Source organism: Achromobacter sp. JUb104 (assembly GCF_024806975.1).
Classification (GTDB): domain Bacteria; phylum Pseudomonadota; class Gammaproteobacteria; order Burkholderiales; family Burkholderiaceae_B; genus Achromobacter; species Achromobacter spanius.
This window is the reverse complement of record NZ_JANUEY010000002.1, coordinates 1,442,055-1,464,410: the sequence shown is the minus strand read 5'-3', so window position 1 is coordinate 1,464,410 and position 22,356 is coordinate 1,442,055. Positions and strand designations below refer to the sequence as shown.

Annotated in this window: 25 protein-coding genes; 15 read left to right on the top strand and 10 right to left on the bottom strand. The window is 63.4% G+C overall.

All coding sequences use genetic code 11. The features are described 5' to 3' along the window. Positions 1-11: 11 nt before the first annotated feature. Entirely contained in the window at positions 12-1,070 is a 1,059-nt protein-coding gene (gene galE / locus M2361_RS18500; protein WP_259251088.1) for a UDP-glucose 4-epimerase GalE, read from the top strand. Between the two features lie 36 nt (positions 1,071-1,106). Here galE and wecB read toward each other — a convergent pair whose 3' ends face one another. Continuing rightward, entirely contained in the window at positions 1,107-2,240 is a 1,134-nt protein-coding gene (wecB, locus tag M2361_RS18495; RefSeq protein WP_259251087.1) for a non-hydrolyzing UDP-N-acetylglucosamine 2-epimerase, read from the bottom strand. Positions 2,241-2,426: 186 nt separating this feature from the next. Here wecB and waaC point away from each other — a divergent pair, with 186 nt between their 5' ends. Together waaC and M2361_RS18485 are read left to right on the top strand one after the other, a co-directional pair. Further along, positions 2,427-3,464 carry a lipopolysaccharide heptosyltransferase I gene (waaC, locus tag M2361_RS18490; RefSeq protein ID WP_259251086.1) on the top strand — a complete coding sequence of 346 codons (1,038 nt, stop codon included), beginning with the start codon at positions 2,427-2,429 and terminating at the stop codon, positions 3,462-3,464. A 1-nt stretch (position 3,465) separates the two neighbouring features. After that, entirely contained in the window at positions 3,466-4,863 is a 1,398-nt protein-coding gene (locus tag M2361_RS18485; RefSeq protein ID WP_259251085.1) for a 3-deoxy-D-manno-octulosonic acid transferase, read from the top strand. A 31-nt stretch (positions 4,864-4,894) separates the two neighbouring features. Here the strand turns inward: M2361_RS18485 and M2361_RS18480 are convergent, their stop codons facing one another. Genes M2361_RS18480 through M2361_RS18470 form a run of 3 tightly spaced genes read right to left on the bottom strand, consistent with a single transcriptional unit; the run spans position 4,895 to position 6,765 of the window. Next, entirely contained in the window at positions 4,895-5,095 is a 201-nt protein-coding gene (locus M2361_RS18480) for a hypothetical protein (protein WP_259251084.1), read from the bottom strand. A gap of 15 nt (positions 5,096-5,110) precedes the next feature. After that, positions 5,111-5,917, bottom strand: coding sequence for a type III pantothenate kinase (locus M2361_RS18475; protein ID WP_259251083.1), 807 nt, complete (start codon positions 5,915-5,917; stop codon positions 5,111-5,113). Beyond that, complete coding sequence (locus tag M2361_RS18470) at positions 5,914-6,765, bottom strand: biotin--[acetyl-CoA-carboxylase] ligase (protein WP_259251082.1); 852 nt, start codon at positions 6,763-6,765, stop codon at positions 5,914-5,916. Before M2361_RS18470 ends, M2361_RS18475 begins: the two co-directional genes overlap by 4 nt. Positions 6,766-6,860: 95 nt before the next feature. Here M2361_RS18470 and M2361_RS18465 point away from each other — a divergent pair, with 95 nt between their 5' ends. The 10 genes from M2361_RS18465 (at position 6,861) to M2361_RS18420 (ending at position 15,327) form a co-directional block, all read left to right on the top strand. Further along, positions 6,861-7,991, top strand: coding sequence for an ABC transporter permease (locus M2361_RS18465; RefSeq protein WP_259251081.1), 1,131 nt, complete (start codon positions 6,861-6,863; stop codon positions 7,989-7,991). Continuing rightward, entirely contained in the window at positions 7,991-8,830 is an 840-nt protein-coding gene (locus tag M2361_RS18460; RefSeq protein WP_100853848.1) for an ABC transporter ATP-binding protein, read from the top strand. The genes M2361_RS18465 and M2361_RS18460 overlap by 1 nt, the downstream gene beginning before the upstream one ends. Then, positions 8,817-9,773 carry an MlaD family protein gene (locus M2361_RS18455; protein WP_259251080.1) on the top strand — a complete coding sequence of 319 codons (957 nt, stop codon included), beginning with the start codon at positions 8,817-8,819 and terminating at the stop codon, positions 9,771-9,773. The genes M2361_RS18460 and M2361_RS18455 overlap by 14 nt, the downstream gene beginning before the upstream one ends. A gap of 2 nt (positions 9,774-9,775) precedes the next feature. Continuing rightward, positions 9,776-10,417 carry an ABC-type transport auxiliary lipoprotein family protein gene (locus tag M2361_RS18450; RefSeq protein WP_259251527.1) on the top strand — a complete coding sequence of 214 codons (642 nt, stop codon included), beginning with the start codon at positions 9,776-9,778 and terminating at the stop codon, positions 10,415-10,417. Between the two features lie 54 nt (positions 10,418-10,471). Beyond that, positions 10,472-11,125 carry an alpha/beta hydrolase gene (locus tag M2361_RS18445; protein ID WP_259251079.1) on the top strand — a complete coding sequence of 218 codons (654 nt, stop codon included), beginning with the start codon at positions 10,472-10,474 and terminating at the stop codon, positions 11,123-11,125. Positions 11,126-11,270: 145 nt separating this feature from the next. After that, entirely contained in the window at positions 11,271-12,533 is a 1,263-nt protein-coding gene (locus tag M2361_RS18440; protein ID WP_259251077.1) for a D-alanyl-D-alanine carboxypeptidase family protein, read from the top strand. A gap of 134 nt (positions 12,534-12,667) precedes the next feature. Then, entirely contained in the window at positions 12,668-13,534 is an 867-nt protein-coding gene (locus M2361_RS18435; protein ID WP_259251076.1) for a D-amino acid aminotransferase, read from the top strand. A 114-nt stretch (positions 13,535-13,648) separates the two neighbouring features. Then, positions 13,649-13,921 (top strand): YbeD family protein, encoded by a 273-nt coding sequence (locus M2361_RS18430; RefSeq protein WP_006216435.1) that lies wholly within the window; start codon positions 13,649-13,651, stop codon positions 13,919-13,921. A 12-nt stretch (positions 13,922-13,933) separates the two neighbouring features. Next, complete coding sequence (lipB, locus tag M2361_RS18425; RefSeq protein ID WP_259251075.1) at positions 13,934-14,584, top strand: lipoyl(octanoyl) transferase LipB; 651 nt, start codon at positions 13,934-13,936, stop codon at positions 14,582-14,584. A 20-nt stretch (positions 14,585-14,604) separates the two neighbouring features. After that, positions 14,605-15,327: a tetratricopeptide repeat protein gene (locus M2361_RS18420; protein WP_259251074.1), complete on the top strand. Its 723-nt coding sequence runs from the start codon at positions 14,605-14,607 to the stop codon at positions 15,325-15,327. A 326-nt stretch (positions 15,328-15,653) separates the two neighbouring features. Here the strand turns inward: M2361_RS18420 and M2361_RS18415 are convergent, their stop codons facing one another. Further along, complete coding sequence (locus M2361_RS18415) at positions 15,654-16,466, bottom strand: substrate-binding domain-containing protein (protein WP_259251073.1); 813 nt, start codon at positions 16,464-16,466, stop codon at positions 15,654-15,656. Between the two features lie 262 nt (positions 16,467-16,728). On the opposite strand from M2361_RS18415, the gene lipA reads away from it, so the two are divergent. Further along, positions 16,729-17,751: a lipoyl synthase gene (lipA, locus tag M2361_RS18410; protein ID WP_259251072.1), complete on the top strand. Its 1,023-nt coding sequence runs from the start codon at positions 16,729-16,731 to the stop codon at positions 17,749-17,751. On the opposite strand, the gene rfbC is transcribed toward lipA, so the two are convergent. The 5 genes from rfbC to M2361_RS18385 are packed head-to-tail and all read right to left on the bottom strand — an operon-like array spanning position 17,752 to position 21,746. Then, positions 17,752-18,294, bottom strand: coding sequence for a dTDP-4-dehydrorhamnose 3,5-epimerase (gene rfbC / locus M2361_RS18405; protein WP_259251071.1), 543 nt, complete (start codon positions 18,292-18,294; stop codon positions 17,752-17,754). Beyond that, complete coding sequence (gene rfbA / locus M2361_RS18400) at positions 18,294-19,175, bottom strand: glucose-1-phosphate thymidylyltransferase RfbA (protein WP_259251070.1); 882 nt, start codon at positions 19,173-19,175, stop codon at positions 18,294-18,296. The genes rfbC and rfbA overlap by 1 nt, the downstream gene beginning before the upstream one ends. Continuing rightward, complete coding sequence (rfbD, locus tag M2361_RS18395; protein WP_259251069.1) at positions 19,172-20,080, bottom strand: dTDP-4-dehydrorhamnose reductase; 909 nt, start codon at positions 20,078-20,080, stop codon at positions 19,172-19,174. Before rfbD ends, rfbA begins: the two co-directional genes overlap by 4 nt. A gap of 1 nt (position 20,081) precedes the next feature. Next, the gene (rfbB, locus tag M2361_RS18390) at positions 20,082-21,143 is read right to left on the bottom strand and encodes a dTDP-glucose 4,6-dehydratase (protein ID WP_259251068.1); all 1,062 of its coding nucleotides are present in this window, start codon (positions 21,141-21,143) and stop codon (positions 20,082-20,084) included. Positions 21,144-21,191: 48 nt separating this feature from the next. Further along, positions 21,192-21,746: a cob(I)yrinic acid a,c-diamide adenosyltransferase gene (locus tag M2361_RS18385; RefSeq protein WP_259251066.1), complete on the bottom strand. Its 555-nt coding sequence runs from the start codon at positions 21,744-21,746 to the stop codon at positions 21,192-21,194. Between the two features lie 207 nt (positions 21,747-21,953). Here M2361_RS18385 and M2361_RS18380 point away from each other — a divergent pair, with 207 nt between their 5' ends. Next, positions 21,954-22,259: a copper-binding protein gene (locus M2361_RS18380; protein ID WP_006216414.1), complete on the top strand. Its 306-nt coding sequence runs from the start codon at positions 21,954-21,956 to the stop codon at positions 22,257-22,259. The last annotated feature ends 97 nt before the right edge of the window (positions 22,260-22,356 follow it).

The following is a 22,356-nucleotide window of genomic DNA, read 5'->3' as shown; positions in this document are numbered from 1 at the left end:
GAGAGAGCCTCATGAATAACTCTATTCTGGTAGCCGGTGGGGCTGGCTACATCGGTACGCATACGCTCGTGAGTATGATCGAGGCAGGTTATCGCCCCGTGGTATTTGATAACTTCTCTAATAGTTGCATTGTCGCACTTGAACGTGTCGAGCAGATTACAGGGGTTGCCGTCGAGTGCATTGCCGGAGATATCCGGGATGCGGACGCGTTGGACGCAGCCTTTCAGGTATGCAACGACCGTGGTGCACCCGTCAACTGCGTACTGCATCTGGCGGCGCTGAAAGCGGTGGGAGAGTCGAACACTATACCCCTCGAGTATTACGACAATAATGTCACAGGCACTATTGTCCTGCTGCAAGCCATGCGACGCGCGACCGTAAATGCGATTGTGTTCAGTTCTTCGGCTACGGTCTATGGTGAGCCAAAATATCTGCCGTTTTTGGAAGCCCACCCCATCTCACCTACCAATCCCTATGGGCAGACCAAGGCGATGGTCGAGCAAATTTTGCGAGACCTTTGCGCGTCGAGTCCTAGGAGTAAGGCGATTTGCCTGCGGTACTTTAATCCTATCGGAGCGCATAGGAGTGGCTTGATCGGTGAGGATCCGCAAGGCGAACCCAACAACCTCTTTCCGTATATCACCCGTACTGCTATTGGCCGGTCCAAATGTCTAAGCATATTTGGAGATGACTACGATACCCCCGATGGCACGGGGGTACGCGATTATGTGCATGTCTCCGATCTAGCGGACGGACATGTCAAAGCCATCGAGTACGCGCTGTCTGAAAAAAGTCCCCAAGGGTTTGCTGCGTTCAATCTCGGCACGGGACGAGGGACGTCAGTGAAAGAACTAATCGGAGCGTTCGAGCGTGTGAGTGGAATCTCTATTCCACAGCAGGTGACGTCGCGTAGAGCTGGTGATATTGGGCAGGCGTGGGCTGACCCGACCTCGGCGAACGAGGTACTCGGCTGGGCCGCAAAGCGGACCGTCGAGGAAATGTGCCGCGACGGTTGGAAGTGGCAGAAAGACAATCCCCAGGGCTATGTGGCAAAGGATCAGGTTCCTTAATTGGCCAAATAGCGCCTGAGAAAGTGAGAGGATTGATTAGGTTGAGATCGGGCCGGCGCCACGGAGACTTTCTACGATACGCTTGCTCGCCAACCCGTCGCCATAGGGATTATGAGCGACGCTCATGGTCCGATATTGATCGGGATGCTGAAGCAATGCGGCGATTTGGTCTGTAATAGTGGCCGCGTCAGTTCCAACTAGCCGTACAGTGCCTGCGGCCACCGCTTCGGGCCGTTCAGTAGTGTCGCGCATCACTAGTACTGGTTTGCCTAGTGAGGGCGCCTCTTCTTGAATTCCACCGGAGTCGGTGAGAATGATGTACGACCGGTTCATCAGATAGACGAAAGGCAGATAATCCATTGGCTCAACCAGAAACACGTTTTTCAGTCCTTTTAACAGACGATTTACGGGTTCGCGGACGTTAGGATTCAGATGGACCGGATAAATGAAGTCGTGGTCAGGAAAACTGGCGGCAGAGTTTGCGATGGCCTGGCATATCCTCTCAAATCCGGAGCCGAAGCTCTCGCGGCGATGTCCAGTAATCAAGACAACGCGGCGGTCATCGTTCAAAAATGGAAGTTGTGCGGCAATTGATTCACGTAGATGAGCATCCTCCGCCAACTTCTGTTTCACCCATAGCAGAGCATCGATAACGGTATTACCCGTCACGATGATATTTTCGTCTGATACTCCCTCGCGTAGCAGATTAGCGCGCGCCGTATCGGTGGGCGCGAAGTGCCATTTTGCCAACGCACCTGTCAGTTTACGGTTTGCCTCTTCGGGCCACGGCGAATAGATATTGCCGGTGCGCAGCCCCGCTTCAACGTGTCCAACCGGAATCCTGTGGTAGTAAGCAGCCAACGATGCGGCAAACGTAGTCGCGGTGTCGCCGTGTACAAGCACGTAGTCGGGCCGGAATTGGGCAAATACCTCTCTAAGGCCGACCAAAATGGCGTTCGTCACATCGATGAGGTCCTGACCCGGTTTCATGATATTCAAATCAAAATCCGGTTTTATTTCAAACAACCCAAGTACTTGGTCCAGCATTTCCCTGTGCTGAGCGGTCACGCATACGCGCGCGTCTATTGCGGGCTCTTGCGCGAGTGCGAGGACCAAGGGGGCCATCTTTATGGCTTCGGGACGTGTGCCAAATACTGTTAGGATTTTCATTTCAGACAGATGCTATGCCGTAAAGCGGCGATGGCCGATGTAGAGGGTGCCAGTTCATAGTACTGGGCGATGGAGTGCTCCGTATGGGGTGATTCTACCTTCGTGGCACCCTCGGTGCGGGGCATAGCTACTCAAGCGTTGATATGTTGTACATTCGCTCCTTCAGTTGCACGATCCCCAGCTTTGATGCCCACCCGCATTCTCATCGTTCGCACGTCCTCCCTGGGCGACCTAGTCCACATGCTTCCGGCAATCACCGATATTGCCCGGCATGTGCCTGACGCACAGATTGACTGGGTCGTCGAGGAAGCGTTTGCCGAGATCCCCTCGTGGCACCCGGCCGTCAATGAAATCATCAAAGTCGCGCACCGCCGCTGGCGCAAGTCGTGGTGGTCGGGCCAGGTGCGCGCCGAGCGCCGGGCGCTGAAAGAGCGGCTGCGGTCCACCCAATATGACATCGTGCTGGATATGCAGGCGCTGCTGAAGTCTGCGTGGCTGGTGCGGCAGACGCGTGGCGTGCGGCATGGGCTGGATTGGAGGTCGGCGCGCGAGCCGCTGGCCTCGCTCTTCTATAACGTGCGGCACCGTGTTGAATTCTGGCAGCCCGCCGTGATCCGCCAGCGCAAGTTGGCGGCATTGACCTTTGGCTACCAGCATGCCGGCCTGCCGGACTTCGGCTTGCAGAATTTCGTGCGCCAGGCAGGGCAAGCGGCTGAACCCATGGTGGAAGTCGGTAGCGCCGGCCTGGACGTCACGGAGCTGCCGCGCCTGCATCATCTGGACAATGACCGCGGTTACGCCGTGATCATGCCGTCGGCCAGTCGCGACGATAAGCTTTGGCCCGAAGAGGACTGGCGCGCGGTGTTTCGCCGTTTGCGCGAGGCGGGCTGCACGTTGAAGCTCCTGGCGGGCAACGATTCCGAAGCGGAGCGCGCCGGCCTGCTGGTGGCAGGCATGGACGGGGCGGAAGTGATGCCCCGTATGGATCTGACGTCGGTGGCGCAGTTGCTGGCCGGCTCACGTCTGATGGTCGGCCTGGACAGCGGCCTGACTCACCTGTCCGCCGCGCTGGGTCGGCCGACCATCGGCATCTACCGCGCCTCCACGCCGGTTCGCACTCCGCTGGTCGGGTCGAACTACACCGCCAGCCTGGGTGACCGGGGCGCTTCGCCATCGCGCGAAGCGGTGATGGCCTCGGTGGAACAGGCGCTGGCCGCGCAGTGACATGAACCGCTGCGTCTACACGCTGGCACTGCGGGCCTTGGCCCCGCTGCTCTGGTTGTGGATGGCTCGTCGTGCCAAGCGCGCGGGCGGCGAGTGGGGCGTGTTTTCGCGTGAACGTTTCGGCCATCGGCCTGATACAAAACCCCCTGCTTCTACTTCGGCTACTACTGCCACTTCAACAGGTTTCGCCTGGACTGCACCCGTATGGATGCACGCCGTGAGCCTGGGCGAGACGCGCGCTGCACAGCCGCTGCTTCAGGCGTTGCTCGACCGGGGGCTGCCTGTGTTGCTCACGCATATGACCGCCACGGGCCGTGCCGAAGGCCAGCGGCTGTTCGCCGACGCCATGTCCCGGGGGCAGTTGCGGCAAGCTTGGTTGCCTTATGACTTTCCCGGCGCAACCCGGCGCTTCATGCGGGGCTATCGGCCTCGCTGCGGCCTGCTGATTGAACGCGAGATCTGGCCCAACCTGCTGGCGGCCGCGCGGCAAGCAGGGGTGCCGATGGCGCTGGTCAGCGCGCGGTACTCGGCATCGTCGCTGCGCCAGGCGACACGGATGGGTAGCGTGATGCGCGAAGCGCTGGGTGGCTTGGATCTGGTTCTGGCGCAGACGGCTGAAGACGCCGGGCGGCTGGCGCAGGCGGGCGCGCCCACGCCCGTTGTGACTGGCAACCTGAAATTCGACTTGGTGTTGCCGGCGGCGCAGGTCCAGGCCGGCCGGGAATGGCGCGCGCGTATCGGCCGCCCGGTCATCGCCATTGCAAGCACCCGCGAAGGCGAGGACGCGCCATTCATCAAGGCCATCAAGCATTACGGCAATGGTTCTTGCCACCCCGCAGGCAATCCTGCCAGCAACTCGGCTAGCGACCCTGCCAACAACTCCGCCAACAGCGCCACAGGCAGCCCCATCGACGCGCCACTGTTTCTGTTGATCCCACGCCACCCCCAACGCTTTGACGACGCTGCACGCCTGCTGAGCGAGGCGGGCGTGTCGTATGTCCGGCGCAGCGCTGGCGGCGATCCGGCGCCTGAAACCCGGGTGCTGCTTGGCGATAGCCTGGGTGAAATGGCCTTCTATTACGCCGCCTCGGACGTGGCCATTGTGGCGGGCAGCTTTGCGCCGCTGGGCGGTCAGAACTTGATCGAGGCTTGTGCAGCGGGTGTGCCGGTCATCGTAGGACCGCACACGTTCAATTTTCAGCAGGCGGCGGAAGATGCGATTGCCGCGGGGGCGGCAACGCGCAAGGCTGATCCCGCCCAGGCAACCGATGCCGCGTTGGCCATGCTGAAGGATGAGGCACAGCGCCAAGAAGCAAGCCGTGCCGCCCGCGCCTGGTTCGAGCTGCATGCGGGCGCAACGCGGCGGACCACGGATGCGCTGGCGCCCTGGCTGGGGTGACCATCATTGCACCCCTTGGGTCCAAGAATGCTCAGCGTGTCGTCTGGTTGGGGGGTGCCGTGGAGGGCGTGGATATCGCCCGTCCCACCAGCTTTACCGCATCCACGTTTAATTCCTGACTGAACTTTCGCGTATCCCGCCCTTCATCTTCCGGGCGCACGCCGATCCATCCCTGGCCCAGCGCCAGCACCCATACATTCGCCAGCAATATCAGGATGAAGAGCACTCGCATGGCGCAAGACCTCGCTCAGGCGTGGGTGTCCAGGGTGGCGCGCGCGACCGCGGCCAGGCCATCCAGGACGGGGTGATCCAGGTACTCCGGCACGGGAGCCGCGCCGAATGCGCCGCCGGCGTCGGCCAGCAAGCGTTCAATCTCTTGATGCACTTCGGGCCAGCCGCCGCCCGCCGCGTAGATCTGCGGGGTCTGGCCATAGCGCTGGCGGCCCGCCAGCCATTGGCGCACCACCGCGCCGGCTTGGGCCGCGGCGATGCCCGAGGCGATGGCTTCGTGCGTATCGACGGGGTATGCCACGACCTGGCCATTGGCGATGGGCAGGTTGGCGGTGCCGTGGGCCAGCGCGCTGCGCATCATGGCGGGGCCGGGCAGGATCAGGCCGCCCGCGAAAACGTTGTCAGGGCCGACGGTGTCGATGGTGGTGGCGGTGCCGAAGCTGGCCAGCACGAAGGGCGGATGCGCGCCCGGCAAGCGCGACAGCACGCCCAGCAGCGAGGCCCAGCGGTCGGCGCCCAATTGCGTCGGCACGCGGTAACTGTTGACCAGCCCCAGCGTCGTCGCCTGCGACAGCGACCAGGTGACCGCGCAGCCATGTTTTTGCAGGATTGTGGCGATGGCCGTGCCGCGCGCCTCGCCGGCCACGTTCACGCCCAGCGCGCGCAGGGGGCGGCGCGGCAGCGCGGCCAGCCAGCCGTCCAGCGCATCCAGGTCCAGGCCGTCGAAGGCGACAGCCGCCGGTTCGCGGGGCATGTCGGGGTTGCTGGCGTCCAGCCAACCCACCTTGAGACGGCTGTTGCCGGAGTCGATAAGAATAATCATGCTTGGCGTCGAATCGAAATTTCACCGATCGAGATCGGGGTGGCGCCCTCGGGCGTTTGCACCAGCAGGCGCCCGTGTTCGTCTACGCCACAGGCGGTGCCGCTAAGTAGGATATCGCCTTTCTCCAGCACGTTCACCGGCCTGCCGGCCAAGGCGTCGACCTGGTTGAACCGCTGGCGGAACGCAGCGAAACCTTCGCGTTCCAGGGTCTGGACGGCTTCCAGCCAGGCGGTGGCGCTGGCGCAGACCAGGTCGGCGGCGCTGGCCACGCGGCCTGATTCGGCTTGCACCTGGGTCCAATCGGCCACCTCGCGGCCCAGCGCGCGAGACAGTTCGCCCGCGTCGGTCAGATTGACGCCCATGCCGATGACGACGGTGTAGCCGGCTTCGCGGCCGCCCGGGTTGCGGGTGGTTTCCACCAGCACGCCCGCCAGCTTGGCGTCGTGCCATTGCACATCGTTCGGCCACTTCATGCACAGGCCGCGCGCACGCGGGCCGGCCACCGCGCGCAGTGCCTCGCAGGCGGCTACGCCGGCCAAGGGAGACAGCGCGGGTAATTGCGCGGCAGGCAGGTGGACGTCGTACGCGCAGGAGAACATCAACGTGGCGCCAGACTGGTTTTGCCAGGGACGCCCCGCGCGGCCACGGCCGGCGTTCTGAAGGTGGCTGCCCAGCAGCCACGGTTTACCGGCCCCAGCGCCTGAGCGGGCGCGCGCCAGCAGGTCGGCGTTGGTCGACCCGGTGTCGCCGGTCCAGGCGATGTCTTGGAATACGGGCAGGCGCGAGCCTAGCTCCCGGGCCAGGGCTTCCGGCGCGGGCAGGTCGATAGGGCGGACGTGATCGGGCATGGCGGCGATTGTAGGGCACGCGGCCCGCCCTCGCGGCCTTTCAGCCCTGTAGCGTTTATCATTGGCGATACATTTTGCATCGGTGCCCCGCCTACATGCCGCATTCCGCTTCATCCGCGCCCGCCGCCGTGCCTTTCCGTCAGGACGGGAAAGTTTGCCATGTGGCGGGCGACTGGAGCGTGCTGGCCCTGGCCCAGGCCGGCGAAGTCGAACGTCGGCGCACGGCAATGGCGCGGGCCGCCGAAGAGGGCGTGCGTTGGGACTTGCATGGCATCAGCCGGCTGGACACCATCGGCGCCTTGCTCATCTGGCAAGCCTGGGGCGAAAAGCTGCCCGAGCGCGTGCGCTGGTCGGCCGGCCAGCAGGATGTGTTCAATGCGCTGGCCCTGAACAAGGGCGAGGTCCAGGCGGCGCCGTCCAAGCCCGAATCCTGGACTTGGATTCGCGCCCTGGGGGGCGCCATCTTTCAGGCGGCCGAGAACGGCCGGGCCCTGCTCATCATGCTGGGCCAACTGATTCTGGATTTGGGCAGCATGCTGCGCCGTCCGCGCCTGGGCCCATGGCGCGAGATCTCGGCGCAGGTGTATCGGACCGGCGCGCAGGCGCTGGGCATCACCGCGCTGGTGGGGTTCCTGATCGGCGTGGTGCTGTCGTATCTGTCGGCGCAGCAGTTGCAGATGATCGGCGCCGACCGCTTCATCGTGCGGCTGCTGGGCGTGTCCATCGTGCGCGAGCTTGGGCCGGTGCTGGCCGCCATCCTGGTGGCGGGCCGGTCGGGCTCGGCCATCACCGCGCAGATTGGCGTGATGCGGGTCACTCAGGAACTGGACGCCATGCGCGTCATGGGCATCTCGCACGGCCAACGGCTGATTCTGCCGCGCGTGCTGGCGTTGGCGGTAACCATGCCCCTGCTGGCCCTTTGGACAAGCGCCATGGCGCTCCTGGGCGGCATGCTGGCCGCGCAAGTGCAGTTGGGCGTGTCGGCGCAGTGGTTCTTGACGTCACTGCCTGATGCCATCTCACTGACCAATTACTGGATCGGCATCTTGAAGGGCGTGACCTTCGGCATCCTGATCGCGCTGATCGCCTGCCACTTCGGCCTGCGCATCCAGCCCAATACCGAAAGCCTGGGGCGCGGCACCACCACATCCGTGGTTACGTCGATTACGGGCGTGATCCTGCTGGATGCGCTGTACGCCATCATCTTCAGTTCGGTGGGCATCTGATGAACAGCGCCCTGCAACATCGATTGTTCACCGATGACAGCATCACGGTTGAACCCGTCATCACGGTGCGCGGCCTGCGTACGGCCTTTGGCGACCACGTGGTTCACGACAACCTTGACTTGACCGTCTTCCCGGGCGAAATCCTGGTGCTGGTGGGCGGCTCGGGCACGGGCAAGACGGTGTTGCTGCGGCAGATCATCGGCCTGGACCAGCCCGCCGCCGGTAGCGTGAAAGTGCTGGGGCATTCCTTGTTTGATCTGACGCCCGGCGAGCGTCGGCGCCTGTCGTACCGGTGGGGCATGCTGTTTCAGGCGGGGGCGCTGTTCTCGGCCTTGTCCGTGTTCGACAATGTGGCCTTGCCGCTGCGTGAACTGCGCACGGTGCCCGAAGACCTGGTGCGCGACGTCGTCATGTGCCGGCTGGCCATGGTGGGGCTGACGGCCAATGATGCCGACAAGCGGCCGTCGGACCTGTCCGGCGGCATGGTCAAGCGGGTGGCGCTGGCGCGCGCCTTGTCGCTGGACCCGGAATTGCTGTTCCTGGACGAGCCCACGGCGGGCCTGGACCCGCTGCGCTCCGACGAATTCGTGGACCTGGTGCGCAGCCTGCATCGGCAGTTGGGATTTACCGTCGTCATGGTGACGCACGATCTGGACACGCTGCTGGCGTTGGCCACCCGTGTGGCCGTGCTGGCGGACAAGCGGGTGATCGTGTGCGACACGGTGCCGGAAGTACTGAAGGTCGATCACCCCTTCATTCACACGTTCTTCCTGGGCGAACGCGGCTTGCGCGCGCTTGGGGATCTGGCGCCGAAGGGATTGCATCATGGAAAACCGTAGTCATGCGCTCATGGCCGGCATCTTCACGCTGGTCCTGCTGGCCGCCGCCGTGCTGGTGGCCGTCTGGATTGGCCGGGACCGGACCCAACTGCAAACGTACGAAATCATCTCGGCCACGGCCGTCAGCGGCCTGAACCCGCAATCGGCCGTGCGCTATCAGGGCGTGCCGGTGGGCAAGGTGCAGTCGCTGGCGCTGAACCCCAACAAGCCGGGGCAGGTGCGCATCCGCATCGGCGTGGCCCCGAACACGCCGATCACCGAGTCGACCTGGGCCGAACTGGGCGTGCAGGGCGTGACGGGCATGGCCAACGTCGAGCTGCGCGACGACGGCACCTCGCTCAAGCGCCTGGCGTCCACGGCGGAAAATCCCGCCGCCATTCCGCTGCGCCCGGGCTTTCTTGACCGCATCGAACAGCGCGGCGGCAAGCTGATTTCCAACGTGGAAGAAGCCACCGAGCAACTGCGCCGCGTGCTGAGCGAACAAAACGTGCAAGCGCTGACCGCCAGCCTGCAGAACGCCACCGACATCACGCAGTCATTGCGGCAAGCCACCCGCGACCTGGCGCCCACGATGGCCAAGCTGGGCCCGCTGCTGGATTCGCTGAACACCACCTCGCGCCAGGCGGATCGCGCGGCACGCGAGATTGCCGATCTGGCGCAGCAGGCTCGCCAGGCGGTGGCACGCCTGAACGCGCCCGATGGCCCCTTGTCAGTGGCCACGCGCAGCCTGAACGACATTGCCCTGGCCGCCGCCCGGCTGGACGGCGAGACCTTGCCTGCCGTTACCAACATGGCCGGCAACGTCAGTGCGGCCGCGCGCGGAGCGGCCGTGACCCTGCGCCGTGTCGACAGCACGCCGCAATCGTTCTTGTTCGGCCCGGCGCCTGTTGCGCCTGGGCCTGGCGAAGCCGGGTTCGCCGGTTTCGGGAGACAGCCCAAATGAAGATGCTGAAGATGCGTAGCGCCGTTTCGATGGTGACCCGGACATTGACCCTGACCTTGACCCTGGCGCTTGCGGGTTGCGGCATTGGCCGCGTGCCCGCGCCACCGTCCGTCTTCGACTTGGGGCTGGACGCCCGGCCAGCTCCCTCCTTGCCGGCACGCGCTCCCATCGCGCTGACTTTCCAGGCGTCGCCCGCGTTGTCGGATACCGGCATGATCTGGCGGGTGGGCGACAGCGCCGCGCCCAAGGCCTATGCCACCTACCGTTGGGCGTCGGCGCCGTCCGAGCTGGTGCGCCAGCGCATTACCGACCGCCTGTCGCGTCAGGGTCCCGTTCTGGCTGACCGCGTCAATCTTCAGACGCCGCAGTTGCAGGTTTCCCTGTCGCAGTTCGAGCAGGTGTTCTCGGAAGACGGCCAGACCAGCCAGGGGCGCATCTTGCTGCAAGCGGTTTTGGTCAACGGCCGCTCGGTCGTCGATCAAACCCGCATCCTGGTGCAGGCGCCCGCGCCCACGCAAGATGCCGCGGGCGGCGTGGCCGCGTTGCGGCAAGCCACCGACGAGGCGGCCGACCAGTTGGCGCAATGGCTGGCCACCACCATGACGCCCGCCACGATGACGCCAGCCGCCAAAGCGGGCGGTTAACATCGTTTTCGGTTTTCCGCTTTTCCTTTTTCTTTACGCACGTTGAGTTGATCCATGTCCGCACGCACTGATACCCACGCCTTCACCGGCCCCGCCGGCCGCATCGATTGCGCCGTCGATTGGCCTGCCGGCACGCCGCGAGGCTGGGCCCTGGTCCTGCACCCGCATCCCCTGCAAGGCGGTGCGCGCGAAAACAAGGTCGTCACGACCGTGTCGCGCGCCTGCGTGCAGCATGGCCTGGTGGCGGTGCGCCCCAACTTCCGTGGGGTGGGGCAGTCGGAAGGTGCGTTCGACAAGTCGGTGGGCGAAACGCAGGACATGCTGGCGGTGGTGGCGCAAATGCGTGAGCTGCATCCCGAACTGGCCGATGCGCCCTGGGTGCTGGCGGGCTTTTCGTTCGGCACCGCCGTCGCCGCGCAAACCTATGCCGCGCTTGCCGACGCCGGCGATGCGGCGTTGCCGTCCGCGCTGATGCTGATGGGGCCGGCGGTCAATCGCTTTCAGTCGCATGAAGTACAGGTGCCGGACGACACGCTGATGGTCCACGGTGAAGAAGACGAAGTGGTGCCGCTGTCCGAAGCGATGGATTGGGCGCGGCCGCGCTCGATTCCCGTGGTGGTGGTGCCGGGCGCATCGCACTTCTTCCATGGCAAGCTGCTGGTGCTGCGCCAGTTGGTGCAGGCGCGCTTGAAAGTCGCACTGGACTGACCCCGGCCTGGCAAGGTTGCATCAAGTTGCATGTTTTAAATGCACCGGGAACCCCCTGCGAAGCGGACCGGTCCAATCGCCTGCCTATAATTGTCAGCCATCAGCCCCGCGCCGGCGGGTGTCTTTCCTTGGACCCACGTTGCCGATGAAGAAATTGCCTTATTCCGTTCACTCCCCCGTTGTCTTTACCCGCCGCCTGATCACAGGCGCTGTGTTGTCGGCGATGCTCGCGGCCTCGATGCCGGCCTGGTCGCAACAGGCGCCCGCCGCTACACCGGCCGCTGCCGGCACGGCGGCACCGGCGCCAACGGCCTCGGGCGCGGTGCCGGTGGGTGATGTGTCGGCGGTTCCGGCGCCCACCATCGCCGCCAAGGCATGGATCGTGATCGACGTGAACAGCGGCCAGACCTTGGCCGCGTCCAACCCCGACATGAAGGTCGAGCCGGCATCGCTGACCAAGATCATGACGGCCTATGTGGTGTTCAACGCGCTGGAAGAAAAGCGCCTGACGCTGGAACAGACGGTGCCCGTGTCCGAGCACGCCTGGCGCACCGGCGGTTCGCGCATGTTCATCGAACCGCGCAAACCGGTGACTGTCGACGAGCTCAATCAAGGCATGATTGTGCAGTCCGGCAACGACGCCTCCGTGGCGCTGGCCGAAGCCGTGGGCGGCAGTGAATCCGCTTTCGCCGCGCTGATGAATCAGGAAGCCGAACGCCTGGGCATGAAGAACACCCACTTCATGAACTCGACCGGCCTGCCGGATCCGCAGCACGTGACCTCCACGCGTGACCTGGCTACGTTGTCGTCGCATCTGATCACCGATCACCCCGACTACTTCCACTACTACAAGCAGAAGAGCTACACGTACAACAAGATCACGCAGCCGAACCGCAACCGGCTGCTGTGGGCCGACCCCTCGGTGGACGGCATGAAGACCGGCCACACCGACTCGGCCGGCTACTGCCTGGTGTCGACGGCGGTGCGCGGCGACCGCCGCATCCTGGTGGTGGTTGTGGGCACGGATAGCGAAGCCACGCGCGCCGAAGAAAGCCTGAAGCTCTTGAACTGGAGCTTCCAGAACTTCGACACCGTGAAGCTGTTCGACAAGAGCCAACCTGGTATCGACGCGCGCGTCTGGGAAGGCACGGCCGAAAGCGTCAAGCTGGGTCCGCCGAAACCTGTGTCGATCGCGGTGCCGCGCGGCAAGGCCGGTGATTTGAAGCCGGTTGCCCAGCGCACCGATCCGCTGATCGCGCCGCTGGCCAAGGGCCAACAGGTGGGTACGCTGCAATTCACGCTGGATGGCAAGGTGCTGCGCACCGAACCGCTGGTGGTGCAGGATGCCGTTGAGCGCGCGGGCTTCTTTGGCCGCATGGTCGACACCGTGAAGCGCTGGTTCGAATAAGCGCACGGCGCCGCGCCACGGGCGCGGCCGCGGGTGTAAGCTAGCAGCGGGCGTTTCGTGCGAAACGCCCGTTTTCCATTTTCAGGCAAGCCTATCGGGCTTGTCCGCGACGTTTGATCCTTCAGGAGTACCCCATGATTCCGGGCGTGCCGGGCGAAAGCCAGGTGTATCTCAACGGCGAGTTCCTGCGTGTCGACGAGGCGAAAGTCTCTGTCCTGGACCGCGGTTTTATTTTTGGCGACGGCATCTACGAAGTCGTTCCCGTGTACCAGGGCAAGGCATTCCGCATGGCGGAGCACCTGAACCGCCTGGATCGCAGCTTGGCCGCCTTGCGTATCACGCCGCCGCTGGATCGCGCGGGCTGGGTCGATCTGATCGAGCAGTTGTTGTCGCGCACCACGCTGGACACCTGCATCGTCTACTTGCAGGTCACGCGCGGCGTGGCCAAGCGCGACCACCAGTTCCCAGCCACGCCGGTCACGCCCACCGTGTTCGGCATGATCTCGGCGTGGTCGCCGCCACCCGCCGCGCAACGCACGCAGGGCTTGACCGCCATCAGCATTCCCGACGAACGCTGGCTGCATTGCGAGATCAAGTCGGTGTCGCTGTTGGGTAACGTGCTGGCCAAGCAGCAGGCGGTGGATGCGAACGCTGACGAAGTCGTGCAGTTTCGCGATGGCTACCTCACCGAGGGCTCGTCCACCAACATCTGGGTCGTGTCGGGTGGCAAGCTGCTGGCGCCGCCCAAGAACAACCTGATCCTGGAAGGCATCCGCTATGGCCTGATGGGCGAGCTGGCCGACGCAGCAGGCATCCCCTTCGAGTCGCGCCGCATCAGCCTGCAAGAGGTGGAATCCGCCGACGAGTTGATGCTGTCTTCGGCCACCAAGGAAGTGCTGGCTATCGTCACCCTTGACGGAAAGCCGGTGGGTTCGGGCAAGCCCGGCCCTGTTTTTGAGCAGTTGCGAGCGGGTTATGATGCCCGCATCGCCGCGCTGTAAGCCGCTGTACCGGGCGGCTGCCACAGCCGCCCGACCTTCCGGCCGGCCTTGCCTGTGCGCAGCTTGCCCCCATATAAAAACATTCAGGGGCAACCACCTCTCTAGGGTCCACTCATGCATATTCCGCCCGAAGAATCGCTTATCGAATATCCCAGCGACTTTCCCATCAAGGTCATGGGCAAGCAGCATCCCGAATTCGCCCAGACGCTGACTGACGTCGTGCTGCAATTCGACCCCGGCTTTGACGCCGCCACGGTCGAGATGCGGCCCAGCAAGGGCGGCAACTACATGGGCCTGACGTTCATCGTGCGCGCCACCTCGCGCGAGCAGCTGGACAACCTGTACAAGGCCTTGCACGGCCATCCGATGGTGTCCATCGTTCTGTAAACCGGAATTGCCGTGATCAAGTGGCTCGCGCGGCCGGCGGACTATCTGCCGGTCTGGCAGGACATGCAGGCGTATACCTCGCTGCGCGGCGCCGATACGCCTGACGAGATCTGGCTTTGCGAGCACGCGCCGGTCTACACGCTAGGCCAGGCCGGCCTGCCGCAACATGTGCTGAACCCCGGCAACATCCCCATCGTGCATTGCGACCGTGGTGGCCAGGTGACTTATCACGGCCCCGGGCAGGTCATGGCGTACGCGCTGTTCGACCTGCGCCGCATGGATATGTACGTGAAGGAATACGTCACGCTGCTTGAAGGCGCCGTCATCGACACGCTGACGCAGCATGGCGTGGACGGCGCCTGTCGCAAGCCCGGCGCGCCGGGCGTGTACGTGCCGGACCCCGACCTGGGACCCCACAGTGGCGAACTCGCCAAGATCGCGGCGCTGGGCATCAAGATCCGCAACGGGCGCGCCTATCATGGCGTGTCGCTGAACGTGGACATGGACCTGGCCCCGTTCCTGGGCATCAACCCTTGCGGCTACGAAGGGCTGCGTACCGTCGACATGGCGGCCTGCGGCGTGCGCCGCTTGCCCACCGACGTGGGCGACGCGCTGGCGCGGAATCTGGCGGACGCCTGGCGCCGCGCAAGGAGCACGCTTTGAAAACGGATTTGAAGACCGCTTTGAAGACCGCATATACCGCCGCCGATGTTGCCGCGACCACGCCGGAACAACTGGCCCAATTGCGCGAAGGTCCACCGGAACCCTACGCCGCCTGGATCGGGGCCGCGGCTGAGCTTGGATTGGTCGAAGCACAGACCATCTACGGCCAGATGCTGCTGGACGGAGTGGGCGTGGCGCGCCAGCCCGACGCCGCGCTGGCCTGGTTCAAGCGTGCCGCCAATGCCGACCATCCGATGGCCATCAATATGGTGGGCCGCTGCTATGAAAATGGCTGGGGCGTGCCGGCCGACGATTCCGTCGCGGCGTATTGGTTCAGGCTGGCCGCCGACCGTGGCCTGGACTGGGGCATGTACAACTACGCGCACATGCTGCGCGCTGGCCGGGGCGGCGTCACACAAAACAAGGCCGCGGCACTGGCGCTTTACCAGCAGGCGGCGCAGACCGGCCATGTGAAGTCCATCGGCGTGGTCGGGCGGTTTTATGAAGCGGGCGAGGTAGTCGAGCAAGACATGGAGCGCGCATTCGACTGCTACCAGCGTTGCGCCGAGGGCGGCGACTTTCGCGGCATGTTTCATCTGGGCCGACTATTGCTGCTGCGCGGCAAGAAAGAGGAAGCGGTGCAATGGCTGGTCCAGGTACCAGAAACCGCCACGCCAGCATTCTTGAAGGAAGCGAATACGCTGTTGCAAGACAGCGGTTTTCCCCCGCTCTACGAGGTATAAGGCGCGGAAAGTAGGACCATACGACGTAGGATGGGTGAAGCGCGAGACGACCACTAATAGAACCCCAAGTTCGATCGCGCGCAACCCATCAAGCAGCGCCGGCGTCCTAGCAGATTCCGCCACAAAGCAATCAAGCGCCCCCAGCTTCCTAGCTAATTCCGCCACAACACAATCCAGCAACGCAGCATCCCACCACGCTCGACTGTGTCGGCATTCAGTAATGCCCGTGTTCTAAATTCATCCCGCTACAGCATCACGTTCGTCTGATGGGTTTCGCGCGATCTACGGCGGGGTTCTTTTAGCCGTCCTCCCGCGCTGCACCCATCCTACGTGCTTAGGCGAGGTTCGAATGTTGCGTCCAGCGTTTGATGCTGGCCGGGCGCCAGCTCGCCTTGTAAACGGTCCAGGAGCACCTGCGCGGCCCGGCGGCCCAAGTCTTCTGCGTCTACCCCCAACGTAGTCAGCCCTTGCGCCCATTGCGCGGCGCTGCCGTCGTCTGTAAATCCCAAGACGGCCAGATCTTGCGGCACGTGCAGGTCACGGTTGTGAGCTTCCGATACCGCCGCCGCGGCCAGCAGGTCCGACGTGCAAAATACCGCGTCAAAGATTGTATTGGTGGCCAGCAAGCGCAAGAACGCCATGCGGCCGTCGTTCATCTGCAGCACTTCCGGTTGCACGATGTCCGCCACCCGATCCAGGCCCAACGCTGCCGCCGCGCTGATGAAACCTTGGCGCCGCGCGCGTTCCCACGGATTGTCGGCGCTGATGCAGGCCACCAGCGCATGGCGCTTTTCAGCAAGATGACGCGCCGCCGCACGACCGGCCTCTTCGTTGTCGATGACCACGGCGGTGTCCAGCGGATGCGCCGAGGCGCTCCAGGTTTCCACCACCGGTATTTCCAGCGCCGCCAAGCCGGCCCGCAACGCAGGTTCGTCCAGCGGACCAATGACTAGCGCTGCGGCCGGGCGCAGCGCGGCAAGCTGCGGCAGCATGGCCGGGTCGTGCCAAGGGCCCGCCGTCAGAAAGTAGCCCTCGGGCGCCAGGCGCTGCGCACACGCTTGAATGGCGCGGCTGGCGGGTCCGGCGTCCAGGCGGGGGGCGATCAGGGCGACAAGGCGCGGCGGGGGAAGGAGGGCCATAAGAAGGAAATTCAGCAAATTTGTCAGGCAAGACGATAACCCAGCCGGTCATGCCTCGTTTGGACCCGTAGGCATCCGTGACCCTTGCGGCGCCTGTCCCATCCGATGAGGCCGGTAGGTGTCCGCGACCGCTGGGGGCTTGCCTCGTCCGTTGGGGCAGGCAGCCATCCCCACCCCCGACGGCGCACCGGAGCGGCGAAGGGTAAAATGCCATTTTTGTCTCAAACCGGGCCGTCCTGCGCGCCGGTTGCGAAGGTGCCCAATGTCTACGCTCGCCGAGTCCGCTGTTCCCCCGAACGAATCCGCCGCTGCATCCGCAACCGCTTCGGCCACTGCGCAAGCCGTCTACGATCCGACGCAAAAGCAGAAGTCGCAGGCCAAGACGGCGCGCATCCCCATCAAGATCGTTCCGGCAGAACGCCTGAAGAAGCCCGAGTGGATCCGCGTGAAGGCCGCCGCGCCCGGTTCGCGCTTCTACGACATCAAGCGCATCCTGCGCGAACACAACCTGCACACGGTCTGCGAAGAAGCGTCTTGCCCGAACATCGGCGAATGCTTCGGCAAGGGCACCGCCACGTTCATGATCATGGGCGACAAGTGCACGCGCCGCTGCCCGTTCTGTGATGTGGGCCATGGCCGCCCCGACCCGCTGGACACCAAAGAACCCGAGAACCTCGCGCGCACCATCGCCGCGATGAAACTGTCGTACGTGGTCATCACCTCGGTGGACCGCGACGACCTGCGCGACGGCGGCGCCGGCCACTTCGTGGATTGCATCACGCACATCCGCGAACTGTCGCCCACCACCCGCATCGAAGTGCTGGTCCCCGACTTCCGCGGCCGCCTGGACCGCGCGCTGACCATCCTGAACGCCGGCCCCCCCGACGTCATGAACCACAACCTGGAAACCGTGCCGCGTCTGTACAAGCAGGCACGTCCGGGGTCGGACTACATGCACTCGTTGAAGCTGCTGGCCGAGTTTAAAAAGCTGCACCCCGAAGTGCCGACCAAGTCAGGGCTGATGCTGGGGTTGGGCGAAACGGACGAGGAAATCCTGCAAGTGATGCGCGATATGCGCGAACACAACGTGGATATGCTGACGATCGGGCAGTATCTGCAGCCGTCGGAGCATCATTTGCCGGTATTGCGGTACGTGCACCCGGACACGTTCAAGATGTTTGAGCGTGAGGCTTATGCGATGGGGTTTTCCCATGCGGCGGTGGGCGCGATGGTGCGGTCTTCGTATCATGCGGATGAGCAGGCGCATGCGGCTGGGGTGAATTGATCAATCCAGTTGTGCGGTTTTCAGGGACGCGCCGTGATGGTCCTTTTGGGACAGTAACGGTGCTTCACCGCCAGGCCAGGCGATAGCCAGATCGGGGTCATCCCACCGGATGCAGCGTTCAAGCTCCGGCGCGTAGTAGTCCGTTGTCCGATATAGCACCTCGGCCGACTCAGACAACGTCAAAAAACCGTGTGCGTACCCTTCAGGTATCCACATTTGGTGTTTGTTCTCCGCGCTAAGGTGAGCGCCCACCCATTGTCCGAACGTGGGTGATGCGCGCCGCACGTCAACTGCCACATCAAAGATCTCTCCCGCGCAGACGCGCACGAGTTTCCCCTGCGGGCGTTCGAGTTGATAGTGCAAGCCGCGCAGCACGCCGCGGAGCGAGCGCGAATGATTGTCCTGCACGAAGTGACGCTGCAAACCGGTGGTGGCTTCAAAGGTGCGTTCATTGAAGCTCTCAAAAAAAAACCCGCGTTCGTCGCTGAAAATGCGCGGCTCAAGCAGCAGCACTTCGGGCAGGGCTTGCGCAATGGCTTTCATCAGAACACCTTGTCCATGAGGATGCGATTCAGGTATTGGCCGTAACCACTTTTGGACAACGGCGCAGCCAGCCGTGACAGCGCCTCGGCAGTGATCCATTGCTGGCGATAGGCGATTTCTTCCAGGCAAGCCACTTTCAACCCTTGCCGATGCTCCAGCGTGGCGATGAACTGACTGGCCTCCAGCAACGATTCGTGCGTGCCGGTATCCAGCCAGGCGAAGCCGCGGCCCATGATCTCCGTGGCGAGCGAGCCCTGTTCCAGGTAGCGCTGGTTCACGTCGGTGATCTCGAGCTCCCCGCGCGCGGAGGGCTGAATGCCTCGGGCGATGTCGATCACGTCGTTGTCGTAGAAATACAGACCGGTCACAGCGTAGTTGGAACGCGGCTGGGCAGGCTTCTCTTCAATGGACAACACCTTGCCATTCTCGTTGAACTCGGCCACGCCATAGCGTTGCGGGTCCTGGACATGGTAGGTAAACACGGTGGCGCCTTCCCTGCGCGCGTTGGCGCGGTGCAGCAGTTTGGGCAGTTCGTGGCCATAGAAAATATTGTCGCCCAACACCAGCGCGCACTGCCCTTGGCCAATGAATGGCGCGCCAATCAGAAAGGCCTGTGCCAGGCCGTCCGGCGAAGGCTGGATGGCGTATTGCAGGTTCAAGCCCCATTGCGACCCATCTTGCAACAGTTGCTGAAAACGAGGGATGTCCTGCGGCGTGGAGATGATCAGAATGTCACGTATACCTGCCAGCATCAGTGTGCTGAGCGGATAGTAGATCATCGGTTTGTCGAAAACGGGCAGCAATTGCTTGCTGATCGCTAGCGTGGCCGGATGCAGGCGAGCGCCCGAACCGCCGGCCAGCACGATGCCTTTACGAGTCATGGTTGGTCTCCGCCGTGGTGTGCGCGTTCTGAAAGCTGATCCAATACCTGCTCGACTCCGTGCGTCCAATCCGCAAGTTGCAGGCTCAGCGCGTTGGCAAGCTTTGCGCTGTTCAAGCGGGAATTGTGAGGGCGCCTGGCCGCGGCGTTGTAGTCCGCCGAGGTGATGGGTCGAATGCCGTCTGGTGTCAGCCGCAGCGGAATCCCGCGCGCTGCCGCGCCGGCAACCAGATGCTGTGCGTAGGCGTACCAGCTTGTCGCGCCGCTTGCCGACAGATGATAAATGCCGCTTGCCAGCAACGACCGATGATGCGCCTTGATGGCGCGCACGGTGACGTCCGCGATCAGCGTCGCGGATGTCGGGGCGCCGATCTGGTCCGCGACGACATTCAACTGGTCACGCTCGCGTGCGATGCGCAATATCGTGTTCGGAAAATTCTGACCGTGTGCAGCATAGACCCAGCTGCAACGAAGAATCAACGCCTCGCAAAGGCTGGCCCTGATGGCGTCTTCACCTGCAAGTTTGGTGGCGCCATAGACATTCCGAGGGGCGGTGGCGTCGGTTTCCTTATAGGCCGTGGTGCTGGAGCCGTCGAACACATAGTCTGTGGAATAGTGAACAAGCAGGGTGCCCGAGTCTTGTGCGTAGTGGGCTAGCGTGGTGACAGCCTGCGTATTGAGCAGTGCGGCTTCCTTCTGATGCGATTCCGCCAGATCCACGGCGGTATAGCCCGCCGCATTCACGATGACATCGGGCTGATGGGACGATAGCGTTATGCGTAAGGCGTCCTGGTCGCGCAGATCGATATCTTCGCGGCCCAAGGACACTACTTCACCCAACGCGGGTAAGGCGTGCCGCAATTCCCGGCCAATCTGCCCGTTCTTGCCAAGCAAGAGGATCTTCACGCTAGCTCCCGCCGAAAGGCGTCGGATGCCTACGGTAAGCGCCGCTGGCGACGTTTGCCACCCATTGTGTTTCGTGCAAATACCACTGCACCGTCTTCCGGATACCCGACTCAAACGTTTCCGCAGGCATCCAGCCCAATTCGCGTTGCAGCCGCGAGGCGTCAACCGCGTAACGGCGGTCATGACCCGCCCGATCGGGGACATGGGTGATTTGATCTGCGTATGGCCTGCCATCGGCCCGCGGTCGCAATTCGTCCAGCAGCCCGCAAAGTCCGCGGACCAGCTCCAGATTGGTCATTTCGTTCCAGCCGCCTACGTTGTAGGTGGCGCCGGGCGTGCCGGCTTCCAGCATCCTGCGAATGGCGTCGCAATGATCAGACACGTATAGCCAGTCGCGTCGCTGCAGGCCGTCGCCGTAGAGGGGCAAAGGCTTGCCGGTGAAGGCATGGTGAATGATCAGCGGAATCAGCTTTTCCGGGAATTGCCGAGGACCGTAGTTATTGGAGCAATTGGACGTAAGCACCGGCAGGCCGTAGGTCTGGTGGTAAGCGCGCACGAAATGGTCGCTGGCGGCTTTACTGGCGGAGTATGGGCTGTTGGGCGCGTAGGGGGTCTGTTCGGTGAAGGGCGAGCCATTTTCGTCCAGCGAGCCATAAACCTCGTCGGTCGATACATGCAAGAAGCGAAAGCCGTTCTGATCTGCCGAACCAAGCGCGGACCAGTAGTTGCGCGTTGCTTCCAGTAATTGGTAGGTGCCCAGCACGTTGGCCTGAATGAACGCGCCCGGATCGGCGATGGACCGGTCGACATGGGTTTCGGCGGCGAAATTGATTACGGCACGGGGCCGATGCGTTCGCAGCAATTCCTGCACGGTGGCTTGATCGGCGATGTCGCCGTGGACGAAACGATGGCGCGAGTCGCTGGCCAACGGAGCCAGGTTATCCAGGTTGCCGGCGTAGGTCAGTTTGTCCAGCGTGATGACCGGTTCGTCGCTGAGCGCGAGCCAGTCCAGGACGAAATTCGACCCGATGAAGCCGGCGCCGCCGGTGACGAGAATGCTCATATGCTTCGAACCTTGGGCCGATGGCGACCGGCGTATTCCGGCCGCAAGCTATCGGCGCGCTTGGGCGCCTGCCCAAAATGTATCTTTCTGACCTGCATGCTGGTTTATACAACGCGCCAGCACAAACATCAGATCCGACAACCGGTTCAGATACTGTCTGACCGGCGCATTCACTGGCTCCGCCGCCGCCAGCGCCACCACCGCCCGCTCCGCCCGCCTGCATACGGTGCGCGCCACGTGCGCTTGGGCGGCCGCGCGCGTTCCGCCGGGTAGGATGAATTCTCGCAAGGGCGTCAGCGTAGCGTTGTAATGCGCCAGACGCGTGTCCAGCAGGGCGACCTGTTCGTCGGTGACGGCGGTATGGCCGGGAATGCAAAGTTCCGCGCCCATGTCGAAGAGGTGGTGTTGAATTGCCACCAGATCAATCGAGATCTCGGAGGGAAGCGGTTCGGCCAGCAGCACGCCGATTACGCTGTTCAGCTCGTCCACATCCCCCAATGCGGCGATGCGCGGGGCGTCCTTGGGAGTCCGTGACCCGTCCCCCAGGCCAGTGGTGCCGTCGTCCCCTGTGCGGGTAGCGATGACAGATAAGCGGTTGGCCATGTGAAACGTCCTGAAGTTGGTGAATGTGGAGGGTTGCGTCCAGCGGTAAGCGGGCACCTCGCAAAGAGGTAGGCTCGCAATCAACCGTCAGGATTGTTGCGTTCTGCCGCAGGAACTGTTTCGTAACGGCGGTATCCTAGCACTGTGGAAAGTAGACCGGGCGCAGTGCTTCCCGGGCGGCTTTCGGTGTCAATGGAGGATGCCTGTATGGCTTTTGACCGCAAGTATGCAATGCCCATGGCCGTCGCCACCGCGATGGCCGTTGTGTCGCTGGCGACGCCCCTGGCGTTTGCGCAGCAGGCTGACGCCAGCGGGGAAGTGCGTCGTGTCGACCCGGCCGCGGGCAAGGTGACAATCAAGCATGACGAGATCAAGGCGCTGGACCTGCCCGCGATGACGCTGGTCTATGACGCGGACCCGGCGCTGTTGGCCAAGATCAAGGCGGGCGACAAGGTGCGTTTTACGGCCACGCGCAAGGATGGCAAGTACGTTGTGACCGCCATCACTAACTGAAGTTCATGACTCTGAAGCTCATGATTCGGATTCGCAAACCGAAGCGCATGATCTGAAGAGGAAAAAACGGGCGCTCAAGAAAAAGCCGCTTATCGCG

Bases quoted from the DNA above. Each gene is read 5' to 3' on its own strand.
- lipA (WP_259251072.1), top strand. From the start codon at position 16,729: ATGTCTACGCTCGCCGAGTCCGCTGTTCCCCCGAACGAATCCGCCGCT.
- M2361_RS18430 (WP_006216435.1), top strand. From the start codon at position 13,649: ATGCATATTCCGCCCGAAGAATCGCTTATCGAATATCCCAGCGACTTT.
- rfbB (WP_259251068.1), bottom strand. From the start codon at position 21,143: ATGAGCATTCTCGTCACCGGCGGCGCCGGCTTCATCGGGTCGAATTTC.
- rfbC (WP_259251071.1), bottom strand. From the start codon at position 18,294: ATGAAAGCCATTGCGCAAGCCCTGCCCGAAGTGCTGCTGCTTGAGCCG.
- M2361_RS18435 (WP_259251076.1), top strand. From the start codon at position 12,668: ATGATTCCGGGCGTGCCGGGCGAAAGCCAGGTGTATCTCAACGGCGAG.
- M2361_RS18475 (WP_259251083.1), bottom strand. From the start codon at position 5,917: ATGATTATTCTTATCGACTCCGGCAACAGCCGTCTCAAGGTGGGTTGG.
- M2361_RS18460 (WP_100853848.1), top strand. From the start codon at position 7,991: ATGAACAGCGCCCTGCAACATCGATTGTTCACCGATGACAGCATCACG.
- M2361_RS18480 (WP_259251084.1), bottom strand. From the start codon at position 5,095: ATGCGAGTGCTCTTCATCCTGATATTGCTGGCGAATGTATGGGTGCTG.
- wecB (WP_259251087.1), bottom strand. From the start codon at position 2,240: ATGAAAATCCTAACAGTATTTGGCACACGTCCCGAAGCCATAAAGATG.
- M2361_RS18450 (WP_259251527.1), top strand. From the start codon at position 9,776: ATGCTGAAGATGCGTAGCGCCGTTTCGATGGTGACCCGGACATTGACC.
- galE (WP_259251088.1), top strand. From the start codon at position 12: ATGAATAACTCTATTCTGGTAGCCGGTGGGGCTGGCTACATCGGTACG.
- M2361_RS18470 (WP_259251082.1), bottom strand. From the start codon at position 6,765: ATGCCCGATCACGTCCGCCCTATCGACCTGCCCGCGCCGGAAGCCCTG.
- M2361_RS18455 (WP_259251080.1), top strand. From the start codon at position 8,817: ATGGAAAACCGTAGTCATGCGCTCATGGCCGGCATCTTCACGCTGGTC.
- M2361_RS18445 (WP_259251079.1), top strand. From the start codon at position 10,472: ATGTCCGCACGCACTGATACCCACGCCTTCACCGGCCCCGCCGGCCGC.
- M2361_RS18465 (WP_259251081.1), top strand. From the start codon at position 6,861: ATGCCGCATTCCGCTTCATCCGCGCCCGCCGCCGTGCCTTTCCGTCAG.
- waaC (WP_259251086.1), top strand. From the start codon at position 2,427: ATGCCCACCCGCATTCTCATCGTTCGCACGTCCTCCCTGGGCGACCTA.
- M2361_RS18385 (WP_259251066.1), bottom strand. From the start codon at position 21,746: ATGGCCAACCGCTTATCTGTCATCGCTACCCGCACAGGGGACGACGGC.
- M2361_RS18485 (WP_259251085.1), top strand. From the start codon at position 3,466: ATGAACCGCTGCGTCTACACGCTGGCACTGCGGGCCTTGGCCCCGCTG.
- rfbA (WP_259251070.1), bottom strand. From the start codon at position 19,175: ATGACTCGTAAAGGCATCGTGCTGGCCGGCGGTTCGGGCGCTCGCCTG.
- M2361_RS18440 (WP_259251077.1), top strand. From the start codon at position 11,271: ATGAAGAAATTGCCTTATTCCGTTCACTCCCCCGTTGTCTTTACCCGC.
- M2361_RS18415 (WP_259251073.1), bottom strand. From the start codon at position 16,466: ATGGCCCTCCTTCCCCCGCCGCGCCTTGTCGCCCTGATCGCCCCCCGC.
- M2361_RS18380 (WP_006216414.1), top strand. From the start codon at position 21,954: ATGGCTTTTGACCGCAAGTATGCAATGCCCATGGCCGTCGCCACCGCG.